We start from the raw sequence: 21275 nt of genomic DNA on the forward strand, positions 1-21275 counted from the left end.
TGGCTCAATCCGGAACCATCCAGCTTAACTGTTTGATTGGGTTGAGGCGCGGATCAATCGCGTGCCGCTGGCAAAGGCGGTGCAGGTATGAGCCCCGTACAGGAAGGCCGGACAGTGTGTTGGCCAGCCATTTCTTTTGATGTCCGTAGACGTGAACGGAGTGGACGCCGTTCTGTTCGATCTCAGACGAAGCCACCGTTGGATCGTGCAGTTTCCCAAGCTCTTCCGGTCGCAGGGGGTAAAAGGCGTGCGGGGGCAGGGCAAATGCGTCTTCGCCCGTTTGCTCCAAAAAATATCCCAACGCCTTTGGCCCCGAACATCCCCACGGTAACGACTCGATACCCCATTGTTGCCCATTGGCGATGCGCGTTTCGTTGGCGCGGTGCAAACGTCGCCCGCGCCAGGGTTGCGTTGGATTTGGGCTGGTCACAAAATCCAAATAACGCTCAAGCGTTGGCGAGTTCGCAGGAAGCCGAAGAACGCCGTTTGGGTACATACCCGAGATTTCCCGCCCAAAAACATGAGGTTCGGTGAAATCAAAGGGTTGCACACAGTAAGCATCCAGATCCACCCAGATAAAGTCAGTCTGCTGACACATGTGCAGACGGAACAGATCCGAAAAAGCGGCAACCCTCTGACGACTATTTCCTTTCAGGTCAAAGGGTGCAGGCCACAGAATCTCCGACGCCGAACGAACAACGGCTGCGCTGGGAACTCTATTCACCGAATGCGCGGTGTAGAGGACAAAGCGGTGCCCGCGATCCAGAAAAGATTGAATACAAAGTTCTTCGAGCCAGGAAAGGTCCGAGCCGTACCAGAAGCTCGCAATAGTCGGCAGCGTGTCTGTCATGCCCCGAGCGTACTGATTTACAGGATTGGGACCATAGGTTTTGCGCGGATGAGAAAAGCCCCGCGCAATGTGCCGGGGCTTTAATCTGTGCGACGGGTGCCGTGACTATCCTGCGATCAACCCCATGCTTTCGAGCTTCAGCAAAACCTGATGCGCGCAATTGTCGACTTCGACGTTTTCTGTTTCGACGCGCAGTTCTGGGTTCGACGGCACATCGTAAGGGTCAGATATGCCGGTAAATTCCTTGATCTTTCCTTCGCGCGCCAGCTTGTACAGCCCCTTTCGGTCGCGACGTTCGCATTCTTCGATACTGGTTGATACATGAACCTCGCAAAAGGCGCCGAACTGTTCAATTTCTTCGCGCACCGCGCGTCGTGTTGTCTCATACGGCGCGATGGGGGCGCAGATGGCGATGCCGCCGTTTTTCGTAATCTCGGACGCCACATAACCGATACGACGGATGTTCAGGTCCCGATGTTCTTTCGAGAAGCCAAGTTCAGACGACAGGTTTTTTCGCACGATGTCGCCATCCAGAAGTGTTACTGGGCGGTCGCCGGTTTCCATCAGCTTGACCATAAGCGCGTTTGCAATCGTCGACTTGCCCGAGCCGGAGAAGCCGGTGAAAAAGACGGTGAAACCCTGTTTCGAACGCGGCGGGAACCGATTGCGCAGTTCCTGCACCACTTCGGGGAAAGAGAACCATTCGGGTATTTCCAGCCCTTCGCGCAGGCGGCGGCGCAATTCAGTGCCTGAAATGTTCAGGATCGTGACGTTGTCTTTCTCTTTGATCTCGTCGTTGGGCTCGTATTGCGCGCGTTCCTGCACGTAGACCATGTGCTTGAAATCGACCATCTCGACGCCGATTTCGTCCTGGAATTTGCGAAACAGGTCTTGCGCATCATAGGGGCCGTAAAAGTCTTCGCCCTGACTGTTCTTGCCGGGACCTGCGTGATCGCGGCCCACAATGAAGTGGGTGCAACCGTGGTTGGCGCGGATCAGGCCATGCCAGACCGCTTCGCGCGGACCTGCCATACGCATCGCAAGGTTCAGCAGCGACATCGAGGTGGTTGAGGCCGGGTATTTGTCCAATACGGCCTCGTAACAGCGCACACGAGTAAAATGATCGACATCGCCCGGCTTGGTCATGCCAACGACAGGATGGATAAGCAGGTTGGCCTGCGCCTCTTTCGCGGCGCGGAATGTCAGTTCCTGATGCGCGCGATGCAGCGGGTTTCGGGTTTGGAAGGCAACGATGCGCCGCCATCCCAACTTGCGAAAAAAAGCGCGCAATTCGTTTGGCGTATCGCGGCGGGCGCGGAAATCATAGTGAACGGGCTGTTGGATACCTGTGACGGGGCCACCCAGATAGACCTTACCTGCAACATTGTGCAGGTAATTCACGGCCGGGTGAGCTTGGTCATCGGCGCCAAAGACCTTGACGGCTTCGTTGGCCTTGGCCGGAGTCCAGCGGTCTGTGACCGTCATGGTGCCCAGAATAACACCCTCCAAATCGCGCAACGCGATATCCTGACCCAGTTCGACCTGCTCGGCAAATTCTTCGCTGACATCCAGCGTGATCGGCATCGGCCAGAGCGTTCCATCCGCCAAGCGCATGTTTTCAACCACGTTGTCGTAGTCCGCCTGCGTTAGAAATCCCTTCAAAGGGTTGAAGCCGCCGTTCATCAGCAGCTCCAGATCGCAGATCTGACGCGGGCTCAGGTCCCAACTGGTCAGGTCTGCGGCTTCGGCCTTGAGCTTTTGAGCCGAGTCATAAGACACGAACAATTCGGGGATAGGGGCGAGGTTACTTAACATCGTCATCGGAATACTCATTTCGGCGCTGTCAGACGCGTGTTTCAGGCGTTTCGGCGATGGATGTGCCCCGGAGGCGTGACAATGTCCAGAGGCAGCCCCCAACTAAGGAGGAAATGCACGGGTTTTGACGGGAATGGAAGAAACTTTCTGCTTTTGCCGATTTTTGAGGTCAGAATTCCGCTCAATCAGTCGGATGGGGGCTTTTTCAGGCAATCTGTTCTTCGGGGTTTATTCGCGACTCAAGCTGTGCTGCGTGTTCCACCAACAGCGCGGGAACAGGCGCGGATACCCCGCGCAATTCAAAATTGCGCAGTTCTTCGGGTGCCGTGCGCAATCCGGCAGCCGAAAGGACGGCTTGCGAAACCAGCAACTCTACGCCCAATGCCTTTGTTTCCGCCTCTAACCGGCTAGCAACGTTTACTGCGTCGCCGATGATCGTGCGCGGGGCATGTCTTGCGGCCCCGATCTCGCCCAGAACCAGATCACCCAGATGCAGGCCCATCCCGATACGTATCGCGGGGCTGCCCTCGGCCTCCAATTGCCGGTTGAACCTTTCCAGAGCTGTTCCCACCCCGGCTGCGGCATGCAAACCGGCCAGGGCAGAGCTGGCCGCGTCGCGGGTTTCGAACATGGCCAGCAGGCCGTCGCCCATGTATTTGTCGACCGTCCCGCCTTGTGCCGTGATTGCAGGAACGATCGCGTCAAAAAACCGGTTCAAAAGGAAAACGATATCATAGGGCAGCTGCCCGGTCGTACGGGCGGTGAAGCCGCGCATGTCCAAAAACAATACCGCCAATTGTCGTTCCTGCCCCTGGCTGGCGTGTGCCCTGTCGCGCCCGCCATCCGGGCGAAACACGCGAAAGACCGTCAAAGGACCGGTCGGGCGCATTTGGCAGGCCAATCTGGTTCCTTCCGGGGCTCCGACAGCGGCAAGGCTTCGCGCCTCGACATCGCCCGGCGCAGGCAGATGGTCTGCACCTTCTTCAACCACCACGCGGCATGTGGTGCATCGCCCCTTCCCACCGCAAAGCGCGGTATGAGGTATGCCATTGGCTTGCGACATCTCCAGAAGGGTCATGCCCTTTTCAGAAACAACTTCGGGTCCATTGACATAGCGCACCCGGACCGAGTGCCGCCGCCGCCAAAGCTTGCGGCCCAGATAGATGAACCCGGTCAGTGCCAGCAACGACCAAAACACGATCAATGCGGTATCAGTGACGCCGAAGAGTGCTTCGAACTCGTCTGGCGACGGCCAGTTATAATGCTCGATGTATTGTTCCCTCAGAAATGGATCGGCAAAATCCGTCCACAAGCGACGTCCTTCGGTCAGGACCCCTGCCAACGCAAAGCCAGGGACGAAAACGGCGAATCCGATGAGGTAGGGAACGGCTGTGCGCCACCAACCCGTCAGTCGCAACCACATGTGCAGACCAATGCAGCCGTGAACCCAAACGAGCAAAACAAGCAGGCTTTGCATCCAGATCGCCGTGCTGGGCCACATCAGAATGATGATGTAACCCATTTCGTCATTTACGTCATAGATTTCGTGGGCATAGCGCGTCTGGACGATATGGGCGATCAGTTGCAATGGGATCAGCAGGCCAAGAATAGCTTGCAACGCCATACTGAAAGGCATGCGCAATGTACGCCGCCGTGCCAGCGAATAAAGCGCCAGCCCGGCATGGATGATCAAAGCGATATACAGCACCAGGCTGATCAGGTTGTGACGGGTGACGAATTTTCGTCCGTCCTGCATCCCGTGCAACAAATCGGTGTGAAACAATCCCAGACCGATATTCATGAAATGGAAGAACGCAAAGATGAACAGCACAAGGCCGCTGACGATCCTGAGCCGCGTCACCCATCCGCCGCGCCAAAGTGCATTGTCCAATGAATTCATCCGTATCGGCCCTGACTGGACCCGAGTCTGGTACGCGAACGGGCAGGGGTCAATAGACCCTGCCCATTCCTGAAGGCGTTGTTACCTGTGGAAGACCGACGGTGGTCATAGCCGCCAGGTCGTTCGGCTTGCAGTTATCCGTTTTCGGCCAGAAAACGTTCGGCATCCAACGCAGCCATGCAGCCCATTCCGGCACTCGTCACAGCCTGACGGTAAATGTGGTCAGTCAGGTCGCCAGCCGCAAATACCCCCGGCACCGATGTTTCGGTCGAGCCCGGTTTTGTCACCACATAGCCGCCCATATGCATTTCAAGGGTGTCCTTTACCAACTCGTTGGCTGGCGCATGTCCAATGGCAACAAAGACGCCCTTGCAGGGGATTTCCGTGATCTCGCCGGTTTTGACATTCTTGACGCGCACACCTTCGACCCCCAAAGGAGCGTCGGTGCCGATGACCTCATCCAGTTCATGAAACCACAGCGGCTCAATTTTTTCGTTCTTGAACAGTCGGTCCTGAAGGATTTTTTCGGCGCGCAGTTCGTCCCGCCGGTGGATCAGCGTGACCTTGCTGGCAAAGTTGGTCAGGAACAGGGCCTCTTCCACGGCCGTGTTGCCACCGCCGATGACCACAATCTCCTGACCGCGGTAGAAAAAGCCGTCGCAGGTGGCACAGGCGGACACCCCAAAGCCCTTGAATTTCTCTTCGGATGGAAGACCCAGCCATTTTGCCCGCGCGCCCGTGGCCAGAATGACTGCATCGGCGGTGTAGACTGTGCCGCTGTCACCTGTCGCTGTGTAAGGGCGCTGGCTGAGGTCCAGGTCGCTGATGATGTCACCAATAACTTCGCAGCCCATGGCCTTGACGTGATCCTGCATCCGAACCATCAGGTCGGGGCCCTGAACTTCGGTGTCGCCGGGCCAGTTCTCGACTTCGGTCGTCGTTGTCAGCTGGCCGCCGGGTTCGATACCCTGCACAAGAATAGGCTCAAGCATTGCGCGACTGGCGTAGACGCCCGCAGTGTATCCAGCCGGTCCCGACCCGATGATCAGAACCTTTGTGTGTCTTGTGTCGGCCATGGTGCCCCCAATTCGATCTGCCTGCCGTAGCCTTTTGGCCCGCCTCGGTTGGATATAGCGACGCATGTAGGGGGCTTAAAGCCCTTTTGATGTTTCTATCCGCCATGCGTTGCTGACATGGCGCGATCCGAGAAATTGTGATCTGAATGCAGAAAGTTGCGCTGACACGAAAGATTATTGCGCATTGACAGGGCGCTGATATAAGAACCGAAAAAATGCAGGAGTCCTTGATGGTCACGACCCGGCTTGACGAAATCGACCGAAAAATTCTGGCGGAACTGCAGGCTGACGGTCGCATGACGAATGTCGAACTTGCAAAACGTGTCGGAATTTCGGCCCCGCCCTGCCTGCGCCGCGTGCGTACGCTGGAAGATGCGGGGTATATCCGTGGGTATCATGCGGACGTGAACGCGCGCGAATTGGGCTTTGAAGTACAGGTTTTCGCCATGGTCGGTCTGGAAAGCCAAGCTGAAACGGAACTGAGCGCCTTTGAGGCGCGATGCCGGGAGTGGCCGCTTGTGCGCGAATGCCACATGCTGAACGGCGAGGTGGATTTTATCCTGAAATGTGTCGCGCCGGATCTCAGCAGTTTTCAGCAGTTTCTTACGGGCGAACTGCTGACCACACCGAATGTGGCCAGCGTCAAGACATCCCTTGTCATCCGAGGCGCAAAAGACGAGCCAGGCGTACCATTTGACGTGCTGGAAGACCGGATGAACCGGACGGCCTGATGGCCAACCGCGTTTCGTTTGCGTTGATTGGCGGAAGCAGCGCTACCACCGTCAGGTATGCTACCCAACCCAATAAAATCTGCATCATGCCCCCAACACTTGCAGTACCATTTAACACTTTACGCAGTAATTGCGTCGATCTCGCCATCTCCGGCGCGCGGCATCAGCAGCGGACCGAAATCACTCAGCGATTCTATATGATAAAATAGGTTGAGATAGACAGAACGCAAGGACTGGCTGATCATTCGGACCGCATTTGAACCGGGATGGTAGGTTTCGAATTGCAGACCGTCCACGCGAATCACCGAATGTTTGCGCAGGCAGATGTGAAACAGTTCTACCGGCGTTGGCGGCAGCGTTTCAACGACGCTCATCCCGTCCTGAAACTCACACACGGGCGTAAGCATTTTTTGCCCGCCATAGAGGTGCCGCAAATGCGCAGGCGTGCCCAGCAAACGGGCCGCTGGTCCGGTTGTGACGCCAGACATCGGCTTTTGCATTCCAAACGTATCAGCCATGATTCGCGTCAACGGGCGCATCCGGCCACGCGAGTCCTCGCGTCCCGGAACCAATGTCACCGACCCCTTCCAAAGCACGGTCTCGGACGATCCATTCTGGGTCATAACTTCGTCGCCGGGCAGCAGGTCCTCAATGGCCATCGGCCCCTGTGCGGTTTCAACCAGCGAACCTCGGGTGAATGCGCAAAATGCATCTTCAAACATGGGCAAAGCCGGTGCGATGTGACGTGTTTGCGAAACGTCACCGTTCCTGAGCAAGGTGCTCACCTCATAGCGCCGCAGCTGCGCCTTGTTTTGTGTCGCCGGGCGCGGAGCGTCGCGCAGCAGAGACGAAGTCTCAACGGCGTTTCTGGCCGCGCGGGCCAGTGAATTTGGAATAGTCATATATTCCGTCCCCTACTATTTCCGTACAGGCGGGGTGTACCCCCGTGCATGCCCGCCAGACGGTCTTGTTCTTTGCCTTTCAGATACAGGGCAGACGCAGGACGGAGTTCGGACAGAACCCGCGCCGCGAAAGAAATCATGTTGTTTGGCCAATAGTATGACCCCCCAGACAAACTCGTAACCACAGGCAACAATTGCCTGCACACACACGCTCCTAAAAAATGCGACGCAAACCCATCTGCGACGCGGAACACCAGACCGGAGCATGTCTGATGCGCCTATTGCCCGTCGGAACCGGCAGCTTGGTTCCTTTGGGGTTATGTGTCAGCTTCGATCGGCCAGACGGCGCGCGACCCTGACGGAATGGCTTGAAACCCGCTTCCATGGCATTTCAGGTTCATGTGCCTGTACTGCCGCGACAACCGCGTTCAAAAAGCGTGATTTCGGCTTCATTTTTGATCCTGCTCTGTTTGGGGCTTTCGCCCGAGTTCCCGTTTACATTCTCGAAACTGACGCCTGTTTGCGGCGCAGATAAGGCTGATCCGGGATGAATTGAGGACAAAATGAAGGTTTGGGACCCCTCTTTGGTTAACCTGATCAGGAGAAACGGGTCCGACGACCGCTTAACACCCTGACTACTGGTGAAAATTTGAAACGATTCTGAGTCCGATAAACACAATAAATGTGGCGGAAAGGTGGCGTTTTTGCCTTATTTCAGGCCAAAATCAAAGCCGGATGGCTGATATGAGGCGCCCATAGTCCACCTCTTTTGCATGGGTGGAGCGCCGATATGAAAAGAACCTCTCCGGATCGGAATAGGTGCAGTGGCGTGTCCATTCCGAGTGCCCTACGCCAGCTTCGCGCAGGCGGTGCAGCCCATAACCGGGCAGGTCGAATTGCAGTCGATCCCCGTGGCCATTTGCGAAAAACCGTGCGTTTTGGGCTGATTCCGTCAAAAAATCTTCCAGGAACTCGGGGCCGACTTCATAAGCGCGCTGCGAGATAGAGGGACCGATTGCAACGCGCGTGTTTTCTCGGCTGGCCCCGAGCGCCTCCATCGCGTCAAGCGTTGCCTCCAGAACACCGTCCAGCGCTCCGCGCCACCCGGCATGCGCGGCACCAATCACGTTCGCGTCAGGATCCGCAAAAAGAACCGGTTGGCAATCTGCGGTCAATATTGTCAGTGCAAGGCCCGGTGTCGCTGTGACAACGGCATCAGCCCTGGGCTTTTCGCCTTCGATTGGGCCGTCGATGGTCAGAACAGTCGGGGAATGCACCTGATGAACACCGATAAGGGCCTCTGGCGAAACGTCCATCGCGTCAGCAACGCGGCTGCGGTTAATGGCAACAGCCTCAGTCAGGTCAGATGAACCATGACCGCAGTTCAAACCTGAAAAAATGCCGGAAGATGCGCCACCGCGCCGTGTGAAAAAACCGTGTTTCAAAGGGGACAGCAGATCCGAGGTCAGAATTTCCAGTGTCATGGTTCCAGTCCCGGTGGCGGTGCGCTTTGCGCCGGGTAAAGCCCCAGCACCTTGAACAGGTTTCCCATTTCCTGAGGATGCGTCAACCGCCGATGTGCTGCGATCACCTCATCATGTGCCTTTCCCCTCATTGAAGCGGCAAGGTTTTGCGCACGCGCAGTAATGCCAAGACGTTCCAGAAACACGCCCTGTGGCGTCAGCCGGGTGTGCCGACACCCTGCCGTCTGGGCGGCTTGGGCCAATGGTTCAAAATCAACATGTGCTGTTAGGTCCGCTTGACCGGGCGACGCCAAGGGGTCGACGCGTTGATGGGAGTGGAGAGCCTGAAATGTGTCACCTAACGAGCGCCAATCGCCGTAGTCGATGACCAAAGCCGCTCCGCCGAACCGGGAAATCCGATCAGAAACTTCGGACACAACCGGAATGGCGGCAGAACACAGTTCAACCAGATCGCCATCCTTGGTGTCGGTAAGCCGTTCGTCCAGCGCGGGTTGGTTCGCCTGCGTGCCTAACCCAAATTTCAGCGTCGTCTCATTCAGCCCGACCAAGCGTTCGTTCCACGCGTCGCCGTTGCGAATGAATTGCCGAATTGGCAGCGCATCAAAAAACTCGTTTGCAACCAGAAACAAGGGCTGTTTCGGCAGATCGGCGATCGTATCTATCCAAGTGGCTGTATAGGCCTGAAGAGCTTCGCGCTGTATCTTTCTCAGGGCGGGCGAGACCTCCAGTAAGGTGATCTGTGCGGCTTCATTGAATCCGGGTACCGCTCGTGTGGCACGCAGAATGTCCGCCATCAAAGTCCCGCGCCCCGGGCCCAGCTCGGCCAAGACAAATGGCCGCGGGCTGCCCTGATCAAGCCAACTTTGGGCAAGACACAGGCCGATCAATTCCCCGAACATCTGGCTGATTTCAGGCGCAGTGACAAAGTCGCCAAGCTGGCCCAGCGGGTCGCGGGTCGTGTAATAGCCCAGTTCGGGATGCAACATGCATTCCGTAGTGTAATCAGCGATGGTAAGGGGACCGGTCTGCCGGATTCGGGCGATCAAATGGTCCTTCAGGCTCATGTTGCCTGCCGAGCCCGCAAGACAAACCACAGTCCGATCGCGATCATCGGCAGGGACAAGATCTGTCCCATCGTCAATCCATACCCGCCGACATGCCAGGCCAGACCAAGCGGATTACCGGGTGAGACGAATTGCGCATCCGGCTGGCGCACAAATTCGACCACAAACCGCGAGGCGCCATATCCCGCAAGAAAGACGCCCATGATGAAGCCCGGTTTGCGAAATGCTCCTTTTCGGTACACCAACCACAAAAGCAGTGCGCCGAGCAGAAGCCCCTCCAATGCTGCTTCGTAAAGCTGCGAAGGGTGGCGGGCACACATGCCCGTCACGACCCCGGGGCAATCCTGCGCCGCCGCGCCGGGAAAGATAACGGCCCATGGCAAGTCGCTGGGGCGGCCCCAAAGCTCGGCATTGGTGAAATTCGCCAACCGGCCCAGCAAAAGACCAGGCGGAACGGTGTGCGCGACCAGATCGGCCAGTGACAAGACAGGGGCCTTGTGCCTTCGTGCGAAAAAGTAGGTGGCAATGATCACGCCCAGCAAGCCGCCGTGAAACGACATGCCGCCCTGCCAGACTTTCACGATCTCAAGAGGATGCGATAGGTAGTAGCCCGGTTGGTAGAACAGCACAAATCCCAGTCGTCCGCCAACGATCACGCCAATGATGATCCACGTCACAAGATCTTCCAACTGATCGGGCTGCATTGGCGCTTGCTCACCGGCCCAAAGGCGCGGGCGGCGTAAGGCAACGACGGCCATGCGCCACGCGATCAGAATGCCTGCGATATAGGCCAGTGCATACCAGCGCAGCGCAAGATCAATCCCGAAGACTGAGATCGAGAAAAGGTCCGGCGACAAATCGGGGAAGTTCAAAACTGCCTGCATGTGCGTCTCATTGCCCGGGGTGAATGGCACAAGTCAACCTTGAGCCTGCGCCATTCTTTACCCATATAGAGACCAAGCGCGATATCGGAGTAAAGCCATGCAGACCCGCAACAAAATTCTGGACGATATGTCTCAGCTTATGACCAACGCGATGGGCGTGGCCCAAGGCGCGCGGCAAGAGGCCGAGACAGCGATGAAGTCAATGATCGACCGCTGGCTGGCCGATCGCGATTTTGTGACGCGCGAAGAGTTTGATGCGGTTCGCGCCATGGCGCAAAAAGCACGCGAGGAAAACGCAGCACTTGAGGCGCGCATAGCTGCGCTTGAAGCAAAGCTCGACAAGTAAGGCCGGCGCTTCTTTCCGTTTTGATTTCAGGGGCATCGGTCCCGCGCGATCCACCATCGGATTGTGCGGTGTCGCGTATGATGACGCGTTGCAGCAATTAATCAAGCCAAAGCTGCCTAGTCCGCCAATATTTTGATCGGCGTTGCTGTCTGTCCACAACTTATTGCTGTTATCCCCAAAATTGGGGGTTGCCACAGACTCAGCCACATCGCACCATATTTAGTACAGGCCCAAGGGGGAAGCCCGGCTTGTAGAGCAGGCAACTAGCGCTGGGGCGCTGCCAGCCCCAAAACGCTAGAGATTAGTGAGGTGGCATTATGGCCCTTTCCGAGCAGTATCTCGAAGAAGACCTTCATCCGATCGATATAGTTGAACATCTTGCAGAACATCACGACTGGGACTTTGACCGGATCGGGGATGATCAGATTGCGATGGCCGTCGAAGGCCAGTGGCGCACATATTCAATCACCTTGGCTTGGTCCAACTACGACGAAACGCTGCGCATGGTCTGTTCCTTCGAGATGGAACCGCCCAGCGAACGAGAATCCGACCTGTACGAGCTGCTCAACAGAATGAACGATCAGTGTTGGGCGGGGGCGTTTACGTACTGGGCCAATCAAAAGCTGATGGTCTATCGTTACGGTCTGGTTTTGGCCGGCGGCCAAATGGCCAGCCCCGAGCAGATCGACACCATGATCAATGCAGCAGTGCTCAGCGCCGAGCGGTATTATCCCGCGATTCAGCTGGTAACGTGGGGCAACCGCACACCTGAAGATGCGATGCAAGTCGCCATTGCAGAGGCATACGGCCGCGCGTAAACCTTTGCCCCGAACCACGTCGCAGGGGAGGGGCAAAAATGGACATGTCGCGGGTCGCCGAACAGGGGCTTGTGCTTCTGGGATGCGGCAAGATGGGGTCTGCCATGCTGGCTGGTTGGTTGGATCACGGCCTGCCAGCCTCAAGCGTCTGGGTGATTGATCCGTACCCCTCTGATTGGGTGAAATCGCAGGGTGTCAACGTGAACACCGCGTTGCCCGAAACGCCGGCGGTTGTTCTGGTTGCAGTCAAGCCGCAAATGATGGGCGAAGCCCTGCCTGCAATTCAGGCGCTCGGCGGTGGCGGCAGCCTGTTCATTTCTGTTGCTGCAGGCACGTCGCTGGCAACGTTCGAGGGTGTGTTGGGGCAGGCGACGCCGATTGTCCGGGCGATGCCGAACACGCCAGCGGCGATCCGTCAGGGAATAACGGCGCTTGTCGGCAACGACAATACCTCGGACGCACAGATCGAATTGGCGGAAAACCTGCTTTCTGCGATTGGGGAGACGGTTCGTTTGGACGATGAGGCCCAAATGGACGCGGTCACGGGCGTGAGTGGATCCGGCCCGGCTTATGTCTTTCACTTGATCGAAGCATTGGCGCAAGCGGGTGAATCACATGGATTGCCGCACGACCTTGCGATGAAGCTGGCGAAATCGACTGTCGCTGGTGCTGGTGCGCTGGCAATAGCCGCTGACGAGGACCCGTCCCAGTTGCGGGTCAATGTCACTTCGCCCAATGGTACGACGCAGGCCGCGCTAGAAGTTCTGATGCATGAGGAAGAGGGATTTCCCGACCTTTTGCGCCGCGCCGTGAAAGCCGCAACCGAGCGATCCAAGGAGCTGTCGCGTGAGTGAAATATCCTTTGATGACTTTTTGAAAGTCGATATTCGCGTGGGTCAGATTGTGCGGGCCGAGCCGTACCCAGAAGCTCGCAAGCCTGCAATCAAGATGTGGATCGATTTTGGTGACGAAATCGGCGAGCGTAAAACCTCGGCCCAAGTAACGGCGCATTACGACCCAGCCGGATTGGTGGGCAAGCAAGTGATGGCCGTGATCAATTTTCCACCGCGCCAGATTGGCAAGTTCATGTCCGAGGTGCTTGTTCTGGGCTTGCCTGATGATAATGGCGAAGTCGTTTTGATCGGCCCTGATGAAACCGTTCCTTTGGGTGGAAGGATGCATTGATGAAGCTGTTGATCGCCCGACCGATGACAGCGGCCGTTGAAACGCGCGCGCGGTCTGAATTTGACGTCGAAATCCGTGACGATACACAGCCACTTTCAACCGAGGAAATGTTGCGCGCCTTGACCGAATTTGATGTGATCGTGCCAACTTTGGGTGACCAGTTCTCGGCACAGGTTTTTGCCCAGGCACCCGATCTGCGCTGCAAGTTGCTTGCCAATTTCGGCGTGGGCTACAACCATATTGATGTACAAGCAGCTCTTGCGTCTGGTGTAGCCGTGTCGAACACACCAGGCGCCGTAACTGACGCAACCGCCGATATCGCAATGACCCTGTTGTTGTGCACCGCACGACGCGCGGGGGAAGGCGAACGGCTGGTTCGAGCAGGTCGGTGGCAGGGATGGCACCCGACCCAGATGCTGGGCCATCACGTCACGGGCAAACGCGTCGGGATCGTTGGGATGGGTCGCATTGGTCAGGCAATTGCCCGGCGGTGTCATTTCGGCTTTGGCATGCGGGTTGCCTATCAATCCAGACAGCCCAAGACCGTTGAATTTCCTGCCGAGTATATCCCGAACCTGAAATCGTTGGCGTCTACGGTGGATTTTTTGGTCTTGGCTGTTCCCGGTGGCTCGGAAACGCATCATCTGATCGATGCTGATGTTCTGGGCGCGATGCCTCCGAGCGGCATTCTGATCAACATTGCACGCGGCGAGGTGATCGACGAATCCACGCTGATCGCAGCTTTGCGAGACGGGCGGATCGCGGGGGCAGGTCTGGATGTTTACGAATTCGAGCCAAGTGTTCCACTGGCCTTGCGCGAGATGGAGAATGTGACCTTGCTCCCCCATCTGGGGACCGCGACCGAGGAGGTGCGGACCAGTATGGGGCATATGGCATTGGATAATGTCGCGGCATTTGTAGACGGTCGACCGCTGCCCAACCCGGTCTAGGAACCGACCGCCTCGCGCCAGTGTTTGCGGCACAGCGAAACATAGGTTTCATTACCGCCAATCTGGACCTGCGCGCCTTCGGTAATTGCCCGGCCGTTCTCATCCTGACGGATCACCATCGTCGCTTTGCGACCGCATTTGCAGATGGTGCGGACCTCGCGCATTTCGTCCGCTAACGCCAGCAGGGCGGCAGAGCCGGGAAACAGCTTACCCTGAAAATCGACGCGAAGGCCGTAAGCCAAAACCGGAACGTTCAGGTCATCCACAGCGCGGGCCAGTTGCCAAACCTGAGTTTCAGTCAAAAACTGTGCCTCATCCACAAAGACGCAAGCGACTTCCCCAGCGCTCAGGCGCGTCTGGATCATTTCGAACACATCATCCTCTGCGCGGAAGGTGTCGGCCTCTTCCGAAATCCCAATCCGAGAGGCGATTCTGCCGGACCCAGCGCGCCCATCGACGGCTGCCGTCAGCAGATAGGTGTCCATTCCCCGCTCGCGATAATTATAGGATGCCTGCAGCAAGACAGTCGACTTGCCGGCGTTCATCGTGGAGTAGTTGAAGTAGAGTTTTGCCATGCCGCGGGTCTAAATCGCCAGGGCTGTTCGGGCAAGCCAACAGTTTTAAGGATTAGTGCGACGCCGCCGTTACAGTTACCGAGGTCGAGCCTGAGCTCTTGGGGATGGAAACCCCTGCTTCCGTAACAGCAGCGCCGCCGGCCACCATGAGGCCTAAACACTACAAGGCTGAATTGTGCCTTGCATTTACTCATTACCGGCACGAACGGCCGCCACTCACTCACAAAATCCCTGCATATCTGAGGGATAGTCAATTTATGGCATTTCAATTATGAATTAAATATGGGAAATTTCCCTACCCTTTCCCCCGCCCGTGTAAACGGGGGCAGGTGCGCAGGTAACAAAGGTAAAATAAATGGCGGATATCGGGGCCTATCTGAAAAAGCACACCGAAGCGCTGGTCAAGGATGTCGGGATTGAGGCCGCGTGCGAAATCACCGGCAAATCCAAGGCGACCTTGGGCCGGTACTATTCGGATAACGCGGAGCATTCGGACCGGTTCATGCCGGTTGACGCCGTGGCGCGGCTCGAGTCGGTTGCGACTTACCCGCATGTCACATCGGCTCTGGCCGACCTCCAGAATATCACGCTGTCCTATGATGGCCGCAATTCGACAAGCCCGCGCACCGGCGGCGTCAACGCAGATGTTATCGCGCTGAGCCAGCGCTTTGCCATGTTGATGACCGAATATCAGGCCGCCATCGAAGATGGTATCATTACGGTGAACGAGGCCAAGCGCCTGCTAAAAGAAACCAGTCTTTTGCAGCAGGTTCTGATTGAAATGAAGCTTCACCTGGAAGAAGAAAGCGTGAGCTAAACTGGCCCCGCCCGTCGCGTTGCCATCTCAAACGTGACGTTTGACGATCACCGAGCCAACGGAATACCCTGCACCGAACGAGCAGATCAGGCCGATATCGCCATCCTGCAAATCGTCAGAGTATTTCGAGAACGCGATAATCGATCCTGCGGATGACGTGTTTGCGTAATCCTGAAGAATGTTGGGCTGTTCACCCTGCAACGGCTCGCGCCCAAGTACCTTTTTGCCGATGAAATCATTCATGGTCTTGTTGGCCTGATGCAGCCACAGACGCTTGAGGTCTGTGTTGGTCAAACCCTCGTCGGTCATATGTTCGGCGATGTGCCGGCTGACCATAGGCAGGACTTCTTTGAACACTTTTCGGCCGTTCTGCATGAACTGCATGTCGCGGCGATCCACCAGGCCATCTGGCCGGGAGCGACGCAAAAAGCCATTATTATTCCGAATGTTATTGGAAAACTGCGTCGCACACCGAGTCGAGATGACCTCAAAATGCGGGCCTTGTGCGTCGTCGATGCGCTCGATCAGTGTCGCTGTGGCGACGTCACCAAAGATGAAATGGCAATCGCGATCCCGCCATTCCAGATGGCCCGAACAGATTTCAGGGTTGACGACCAATGCCGCACGAACCGAGCCTGACCGGACCATGTCTGCCGCCGCCTGAATGCCGAATGTGGCCGAAGAACAAGCCACGTTCATGTCAAATCCAAAACCGTCGATCCCCAACGCCTGCTGAATCTCGATTGCAATCGCCGGATAGGCGCGCTCGTGATTTGATGCAGCACAGATCACCAGATCAACGTCAGATGCCGTCCGTCCCGCCTGATCCAGCGCTTTGGTGCAGGCATCCACAGCCATTTCGGTCATGATGCCAGGTTCGTCATCGGACCGTTGGCGCAGGGCCGGGTGCATAACCTCGGGATCAAGAATGCCCGTTTTGTCCATTACAAAGCGGTTTTCGATCCCGGACGCCTTGATGATGAATTCCTCGGACGAATGCTGCATCGGCTCGATCTCACCAGCGGCGATTCCCTTGGCATTCTCGGTGTTTTTCCTGTCGGCGTAAGCGTTAAACGCTGCGACAAGCTCGGCGTTTGTGATTACGTTCTGGGGCGTGAAAACACCTGTACCGGTGATGGCGGGCGTATACATGAGGCGTCCTGGCGGTTTCGGATTTGCACAAGATGAAGGCACGGATCGGTTTGATCAAGATATCTTGACCCAAGGGAATGTGAACAAGTTTCTCAACTTCACATCTTGAATGGTTCAGAAAATGAAGTATATGGCGAACTCGAATACGGAGCGCCCACATGACAGACGACAATGGCAACGGATTAAGACGCCTCAGTCCTGAAATTCAGGCCATGATGGGGGTCTACGCCCTGTACTGGAAACTGGAAGAGAGCTTTGACAGCATCGAAACGGACCTGAGCCATCAGGAATGTCACATGCTGATCAAGCTGGACCAACCCAAACGCATGGGCGTTCTGGCGTCTGACATGCTGAGCGTGCCGTCCACGATCACGGCCACGGCAGACGCTTTGGAGGCTGCCGGCTATCTGACCCGACAACGCGACCCCGAAGACCGACGCGCCTGGCTGTTGGTTTTGACCGATCAGGGTGAAGACGCCCGAAACATGCTGGTCGCTACGGCCGGTGAGCTTTTTCATCGCGCATCCGGGCTGAGTGATACCGAAACGACAGAATTCGCGCGTTTGGCGTGCAAAATCCGAGAAAATATCCTTAAAACCGGAATTCCCGAGGGATTGACGAAATGAGACTCCTGACTTCTCTGGCCTTGTCGCTGGCCGTTCTTGCGGCGCCAACCACCGCACAGGAAACCCCCAAGCCTGTCAAATTGATGCAAGTGAAGGAAACCGCGCCCGGATTCTCGCGCCAGTTCTTTGGACGCGTCGCCGCGCGGCAAACGGTTGATCTGGCGTTTCAAGTCGCCGGGCAGATCGTCGAAATGCCGGTCAACGAGGGTTTTGTGATCCCCGAAGGCGAGTTGATCGCCCATCTGGATCAGGAACCTTTCGAATTGAAGCTGGATCGCGCGCGGCTGCAAAAAGACCAAGCGGACCGCACCGTCGCGCGCCTGTCCCGCCTGCGAGGCACAACCGCCAGTCAGGTGGCGGTGGACGATGCGGAAACGGCGGCCCAACTGGCGGCGATCGCAGTGCGGGATGCCGAGTACGAGTTGGAGCATGCGACATTGACCGCGCCATTTGATGCGTTGGTTTCAAGCCGCGCGGTCGAGGCGTTTACGACCGTTTCTGCCGGTACGCCGATTGTGCGCATTCACGACATGTCTGAACTTCGAATTGAAGTTGACGTGCCCGAGATCCTGTTCCAGCGCTCGAGCCAGGAAGACGAAATCACGATCACGGCAAGGTTTCCCGTCAGTGATGAGATTTTCCCGCTCGAGATACGGGAATTCGACGCCGAATCGTCCAGCGTCGGGCAGACGTTTCGCATCCAGTTTGGGCTGACGCCTCCAGAAGGTCTGCAGATCCTTCCCGGATCCTCGGTCACCGTGAACGTTCAGGTACAAGACCAGCAAACGGGAATAGTGGTCCCTGCCACTGCAATCGTGGCGGATGCCAACGGGGATCTGAACGTGGTCGTGTTCTCTCCGGTCGGGGCAGATGAGGGCACGGTGACCCGGGTTCCTGTGAAAATCGAGCCGACACAATCGGGCGATGTTCGCGTTCTCGAGGGGCTGTCAGATGGGGATGAAATCGTCGTCGCCGGCGGCAGCGCTTTGAGTGATGGGCAATCAGTGCGCCGCTTTGTCGGCTTTTCCAACTGAGGTGCAGAGCAATGAACATCGCACGTGCCTCGATTGATCGACCGCTCTACACATGGCTGATCATCCTGATCGCCCTGTTCGGCGGGATCTGGGGGTTTCTGTCGCTGGGGCGGCTGGAAGACCCTGCATTCACCATTAAAAACGCAGTCATCATAACGCAGTATCCCGGTGCCACGGCGGAACAGGTGGCGCTGGAAGTTTCGGAACCGCTGGAATCGGCCATCCAACAAATGGGCGAAGTGGACGAGATCACGTCGGTCAACCAACCTGGTCAATCGATCATCGAGGTCGAGATCAAATCCACCTATGATGGAAGCGAACTGCCCGACATCTGGACCCGTTTGCGTGCCAAGGTGAGCGATGCCGCCCGCGCCTTGCCGTCGGGCGTTGGCCAACCGTTTGTCAATGACGGGTTCGGGGATGTCTTCGGGTTGTTCTACGCGGTCACGGCCGAGGGGTTTTCGGATGCTGAAAAGCATGAGTTCGCAACCTTTCTGCGACGCGAGTTGTTGACCGTCGAAGGCGTTGCCGATGTCGAGGTGCAAGGGCTTCCCGACGAGGCGATATTCATCGAACCGGATTTGGCAATCTCGGTGAACCAGAATGTGCCTTTGCAAGCGATCAATGATGCGATTGCAAACGCGGATTCGGTCAACGCCTCGGGTTCGCTTCGCTCAAGCGATGACCGGACAACGATCCTGACGGCAGAAGGGTCGGACAGTGTATCGGCCATCGCCGGGCTGTCGGTCGGGTCGCAGGGGCAGGTCATCAACCTGTTCGATATGTCAAACGTGTACCGGGCGCGACAGAACGATCCCGACATTATGATCCGGTACAACGGCGTTGAAGCGTTTACATTGGGGATCGCAGGACTGGCCGATGAGAATATCGTCGAAGTGGGCAAGCGAGCGGATGCCAAATTCGCCGAATTGAACTCGGACATTCCCTACGGCGTCGAGATTCTGCCCATCTATCAGCAACACGTCGTGGTCGAGCAGGCATCGAACGATTTCCTGGTAAACCTCGTTATGTCCGTGACGATTGTCGTCTTTGTGTTGGGCGTCTTCATGGGATGGCGCGCCGCCGTGGTCGTGGGGTCCACGCTTTTGCTGACCGTTGTAGGTACATTGCTCTTCATGTCGCTTTTCTCGATCGAGATGGAGCGGATTTCACTGGGCGCGCTGATCATCGCGATGGGGATGTTGGTCGACAATGCGATTGTGGTCGCCGAGGGCATGCAGATCGCCATGCTGCGCGGAAAGTCGTCACGCGATGCGGCGGAAGACGTGGCTGGCAAAACCCAGATACCACTTTTGGGCGCGACCGTGATCGGCATCATGGCTTTTGCCGGGATTGGCCTCAGCCCCGACGCGACCGGAGAGTTTCTGTTCTCGCTCTTTGCCGTGATCGGGATTTCGCTGCTGCTGAGTTGGGTATTGGCGATCACCGTGACGCCAATGCTGGGACACTATTTCTTCAAACAGGGCTCAGGCGAGGAACCCGACGCTTATGGCGGTCCGCTCTTTCGGGTTTACGGTGCCATTTTGCGCGGCGCTTTGCGGCTTCGATGGCTTGTTGTGGCCGGTTTGGTCGGGATCACAGTGGTTTGCTATGCCGGTTTTGGTCTGATGAAGCAGCAGTTTTTCCCGGATTCTAACACGCCCCTGTTCTTCGTGCATTACAAACTACCGCAAGGAACTCCCATTGCACGAACGGCCGAAGACATGGCGGTGTTCGAAGATTGGTTGAAGGCGCGCGACGATGTCGTTTCGGTCACCACTTTCGTGGGACAAGGCGCGACCAGGTTCATGTTGACCTACTCGGCGGAAAAACCGAACCCCAGCTATGGGCATATGATCATCCGCACCGAAAGCCTTGAAGACATTCCAGCGCTTCAGTCTGACCTCGAAGCCTTTGGCACAGCCAGCTTTCCGGAAGGTGAGTTCAGAACCAAACGTCTGGTTTTCGGTCCCGGTGGCGGTGACCCGATTCAGGCACGTTTTTCCGGTAGCGATCCGGCGGTTCTTCGGCAGCTTGCGGATCAGGCGGTTCAGGTCATGACCGCGGCGTCCCCAAATGTGCTGAACGTGCATCATGACTGGCGCGAGAAAGAACTGGCGGTCCAGCCGATCTATGCCACAGAACGCGCGCAGACCGCAGGGGTGACCCGCGAAGACATCGCTGCAACCCTGCAGTTTTCCACGGATGGCATCAATGGTGGCGTCCTTCGCGAACGCGATCGTTTGATCCCCATTATTTTGCGGCGTCAGGCCGATGGCGACTATTCGATTGTGGATCAGGTCGTTTATTCGGATCAGTCCGAAAGATTTGTGCCAATTGAACAGATGGTGGATGGATTTGAGTATCAGGCTCTCAACACATTGGTGCATCGCCGGGACCGGGTTCTTACGATTACGGTTGGCGCCGACGTTCCGCCTGATCTGACTGCAGCGCAGGTTCATTCCGAAGTGCGCGACGCGATCGAGGCCATCGAGCTGCCGCTTGGTTACAGGCTGGATTGGGGCGGAGAATACGAAAACTCGCGCGATGCCCAGCAGAGTTTGGGACGGCAGCTGCCGCTCAGTCTGCTGATCATGGTTTTGATATCGGTCCTGCTTTTTAACGCGATACGGCAACCGATCATCATCTGGTTGCTTGTGCCCATGTCCGTCAACGGCGTTGTCATCGGCCTATTGGGAACCGGTCTGCCCTTCACCTTTACGGCATTGCTTGGATTGCTGAGCCTGTCAGGCATGCTGATAAAGAATGGCATCGTGCTGGTTGAGGAAATTGACCTTGTTCGGGCAACAGGAAAGCCCCTAAAAGAGGCAATAATCGAAGCTTCGGTTTCGCGTTTGCGTCCGGTCATGCTGGCGGCAGTTACGACGATTCTGGGTATGGCACCGCTTTTGACGGATGCGTTCTTTGTCTCGATGGCCGTCACAATCATGGGCGGGCTGGCCTTCGCCTCGATTCTGACAATGGTTGCGGCCCCGGTCTTTTACATGATTTTCTTTGCGCGGGAAGAAAAGCGAAGGCTGGTCACAAACTGATCTGGACGGGGCG

The 21275-nt window shown here is 56.8% G+C and carries 20 protein-coding genes; 10 read left to right on the forward strand and 10 right to left on the reverse strand.

What is annotated here, in order from left to right; translation table 11 throughout:
• Positions 1 to 4 precede the first annotated feature (4 nt).
• The 4 genes from RA28_RS03755 to trxB all read right to left on the reverse strand — a co-directional run bounded on the left by RA28_RS03755 (position 5) and on the right by trxB (position 5641).
• A complete protein-coding gene (locus RA28_RS03755) occupies positions 5 to 850 on the reverse strand; it encodes a hypothetical protein (RefSeq protein ID WP_039523841.1) in 846 nt (281 codons plus the stop codon).
• A gap of 105 nt (positions 851 to 955) precedes the next feature.
• Positions 956 to 2671, reverse strand: coding sequence for a bifunctional sulfate adenylyltransferase/adenylylsulfate kinase (locus RA28_RS03760; RefSeq protein WP_039523843.1), 1716 nt, complete (start codon positions 2669 to 2671; stop codon positions 956 to 958).
• Between the two features lie 199 nt (positions 2672 to 2870).
• Positions 2871 to 4556 carry an adenylate/guanylate cyclase domain-containing protein gene (locus tag RA28_RS03765; RefSeq protein WP_152612002.1) on the reverse strand — a complete coding sequence of 562 codons (1686 nt, stop codon included), beginning with the start codon at positions 4554 to 4556 and terminating at the stop codon, positions 2871 to 2873.
• A gap of 143 nt (positions 4557 to 4699) precedes the next feature.
• Positions 4700 to 5641 carry a thioredoxin-disulfide reductase gene (trxB, locus tag RA28_RS03770; RefSeq protein WP_039523847.1) on the reverse strand — a complete coding sequence of 314 codons (942 nt, stop codon included), beginning with the start codon at positions 5639 to 5641 and terminating at the stop codon, positions 4700 to 4702.
• A 230-nt stretch (positions 5642 to 5871) separates the two neighbouring features.
• Here trxB and RA28_RS03775 point away from each other — a divergent pair, with 230 nt between their 5' ends.
• Positions 5872 to 6372: an Lrp/AsnC family transcriptional regulator gene (locus tag RA28_RS03775; protein WP_039525708.1), complete on the forward strand. Its 501-nt coding sequence runs from the start codon at positions 5872 to 5874 to the stop codon at positions 6370 to 6372.
• Positions 6373 to 6491: 119 nt separating this feature from the next.
• On the opposite strand, the gene RA28_RS03780 is transcribed toward RA28_RS03775, so the two are convergent.
• The 4 genes from RA28_RS03780 to lgt all read right to left on the reverse strand — a co-directional run bounded on the left by RA28_RS03780 (position 6492) and on the right by lgt (position 10706).
• Complete coding sequence (locus RA28_RS03780) at positions 6492 to 7274, reverse strand: Hint domain-containing protein (protein ID WP_039523849.1); 783 nt, start codon at positions 7272 to 7274, stop codon at positions 6492 to 6494.
• A gap of 725 nt (positions 7275 to 7999) precedes the next feature.
• Positions 8000 to 8758, reverse strand: coding sequence for a peptidoglycan editing factor PgeF (pgeF, locus tag RA28_RS03790; protein WP_039523852.1), 759 nt, complete (start codon positions 8756 to 8758; stop codon positions 8000 to 8002).
• Complete coding sequence (locus RA28_RS03795) at positions 8755 to 9822, reverse strand: class I SAM-dependent methyltransferase (protein ID WP_039523854.1); 1068 nt, start codon at positions 9820 to 9822, stop codon at positions 8755 to 8757. The genes pgeF and RA28_RS03795 overlap by 4 nt, the downstream gene beginning before the upstream one ends.
• Positions 9819 to 10706 (reverse strand): prolipoprotein diacylglyceryl transferase, encoded by an 888-nt coding sequence (gene lgt, locus RA28_RS03800; protein ID WP_039523857.1) that lies wholly within the window; start codon positions 10704 to 10706, stop codon positions 9819 to 9821. Before lgt ends, RA28_RS03795 begins: the two co-directional genes overlap by 4 nt.
• 97 nt (positions 10707 to 10803) lie before the next feature.
• On the opposite strand from lgt, the gene RA28_RS03805 reads away from it, so the two are divergent.
• The 5 genes from RA28_RS03805 (at position 10804) to RA28_RS03825 (ending at position 14005) form a co-directional block, all read left to right on the forward strand.
• Complete coding sequence (locus RA28_RS03805) at positions 10804 to 11052, forward strand: accessory factor UbiK family protein (RefSeq protein WP_039523859.1); 249 nt, start codon at positions 10804 to 10806, stop codon at positions 11050 to 11052.
• 317 nt (positions 11053 to 11369) lie between these two features.
• Positions 11370 to 11870, forward strand: a complete 501-nt coding sequence (locus tag RA28_RS03810; protein ID WP_039523861.1) for a YbjN domain-containing protein — start codon at positions 11370 to 11372, stop codon at positions 11868 to 11870.
• A gap of 38 nt (positions 11871 to 11908) precedes the next feature.
• On the forward strand, positions 11909 to 12724 hold the full coding sequence (gene proC, locus RA28_RS03815) for a pyrroline-5-carboxylate reductase (RefSeq protein ID WP_039523862.1): 816 nt from the start codon (positions 11909 to 11911) through the stop codon (positions 12722 to 12724).
• Complete coding sequence (locus tag RA28_RS03820; RefSeq protein WP_039523863.1) at positions 12717 to 13055, forward strand: tRNA-binding protein; 339 nt, start codon at positions 12717 to 12719, stop codon at positions 13053 to 13055. The genes proC and RA28_RS03820 overlap by 8 nt, the downstream gene beginning before the upstream one ends.
• Positions 13055 to 14005 (forward strand): 2-hydroxyacid dehydrogenase, encoded by a 951-nt coding sequence (locus RA28_RS03825; protein WP_039523864.1) that lies wholly within the window; start codon positions 13055 to 13057, stop codon positions 14003 to 14005. Before RA28_RS03820 ends, RA28_RS03825 begins: the two co-directional genes overlap by 1 nt.
• Here the strand turns inward: RA28_RS03825 and RA28_RS03830 are convergent.
• Positions 14002 to 14580, reverse strand: a complete 579-nt coding sequence (locus RA28_RS03830; protein ID WP_039523866.1) for a thymidine kinase — start codon at positions 14578 to 14580, stop codon at positions 14002 to 14004. The two genes, RA28_RS03825 and RA28_RS03830, sit on opposite strands and share 4 nt — an antisense overlap.
• 355 nt (positions 14581 to 14935) lie before the next feature.
• Here RA28_RS03830 and RA28_RS03835 point away from each other — a divergent pair, with 355 nt between their 5' ends.
• On the forward strand, positions 14936 to 15397 hold the full coding sequence (locus RA28_RS03835) for a hypothetical protein (protein ID WP_039523869.1): 462 nt from the start codon (positions 14936 to 14938) through the stop codon (positions 15395 to 15397).
• A 27-nt stretch (positions 15398 to 15424) separates the two neighbouring features.
• On the opposite strand, the gene RA28_RS03840 is transcribed toward RA28_RS03835, so the two are convergent.
• Positions 15425 to 16549 (reverse strand): beta-ketoacyl-ACP synthase III, encoded by a 1125-nt coding sequence (locus RA28_RS03840; RefSeq protein WP_039523872.1) that lies wholly within the window; start codon positions 16547 to 16549, stop codon positions 15425 to 15427.
• Between the two features lie 158 nt (positions 16550 to 16707).
• Here RA28_RS03840 and RA28_RS03845 point away from each other — a divergent pair, with 158 nt between their 5' ends.
• The 3 genes from RA28_RS03845 to RA28_RS03855 are packed head-to-tail and all read left to right on the forward strand — an operon-like array spanning position 16708 to position 21262.
• Entirely contained in the window at positions 16708 to 17175 is a 468-nt protein-coding gene (locus RA28_RS03845; protein ID WP_039523874.1) for a MarR family winged helix-turn-helix transcriptional regulator, read from the forward strand.
• Positions 17172 to 18209 (forward strand): efflux RND transporter periplasmic adaptor subunit, encoded by a 1038-nt coding sequence (locus RA28_RS03850; protein WP_039523875.1) that lies wholly within the window; start codon positions 17172 to 17174, stop codon positions 18207 to 18209. The genes RA28_RS03845 and RA28_RS03850 overlap by 4 nt, the downstream gene beginning before the upstream one ends.
• Positions 18210 to 18220: 11 nt before the next feature.
• On the forward strand, positions 18221 to 21262 hold the full coding sequence (locus RA28_RS03855; RefSeq protein ID WP_039523876.1) for an efflux RND transporter permease subunit: 3042 nt from the start codon (positions 18221 to 18223) through the stop codon (positions 21260 to 21262).
• Positions 21263 to 21275: the final 13 nt, after the last annotated feature.

It is taken from the genome of Ruegeria sp. ANG-S4 (assembly GCF_000814005.1).
In the GTDB taxonomy this organism is placed as follows: Bacteria; Pseudomonadota; Alphaproteobacteria; order Rhodobacterales; family Rhodobacteraceae; genus Ruegeria.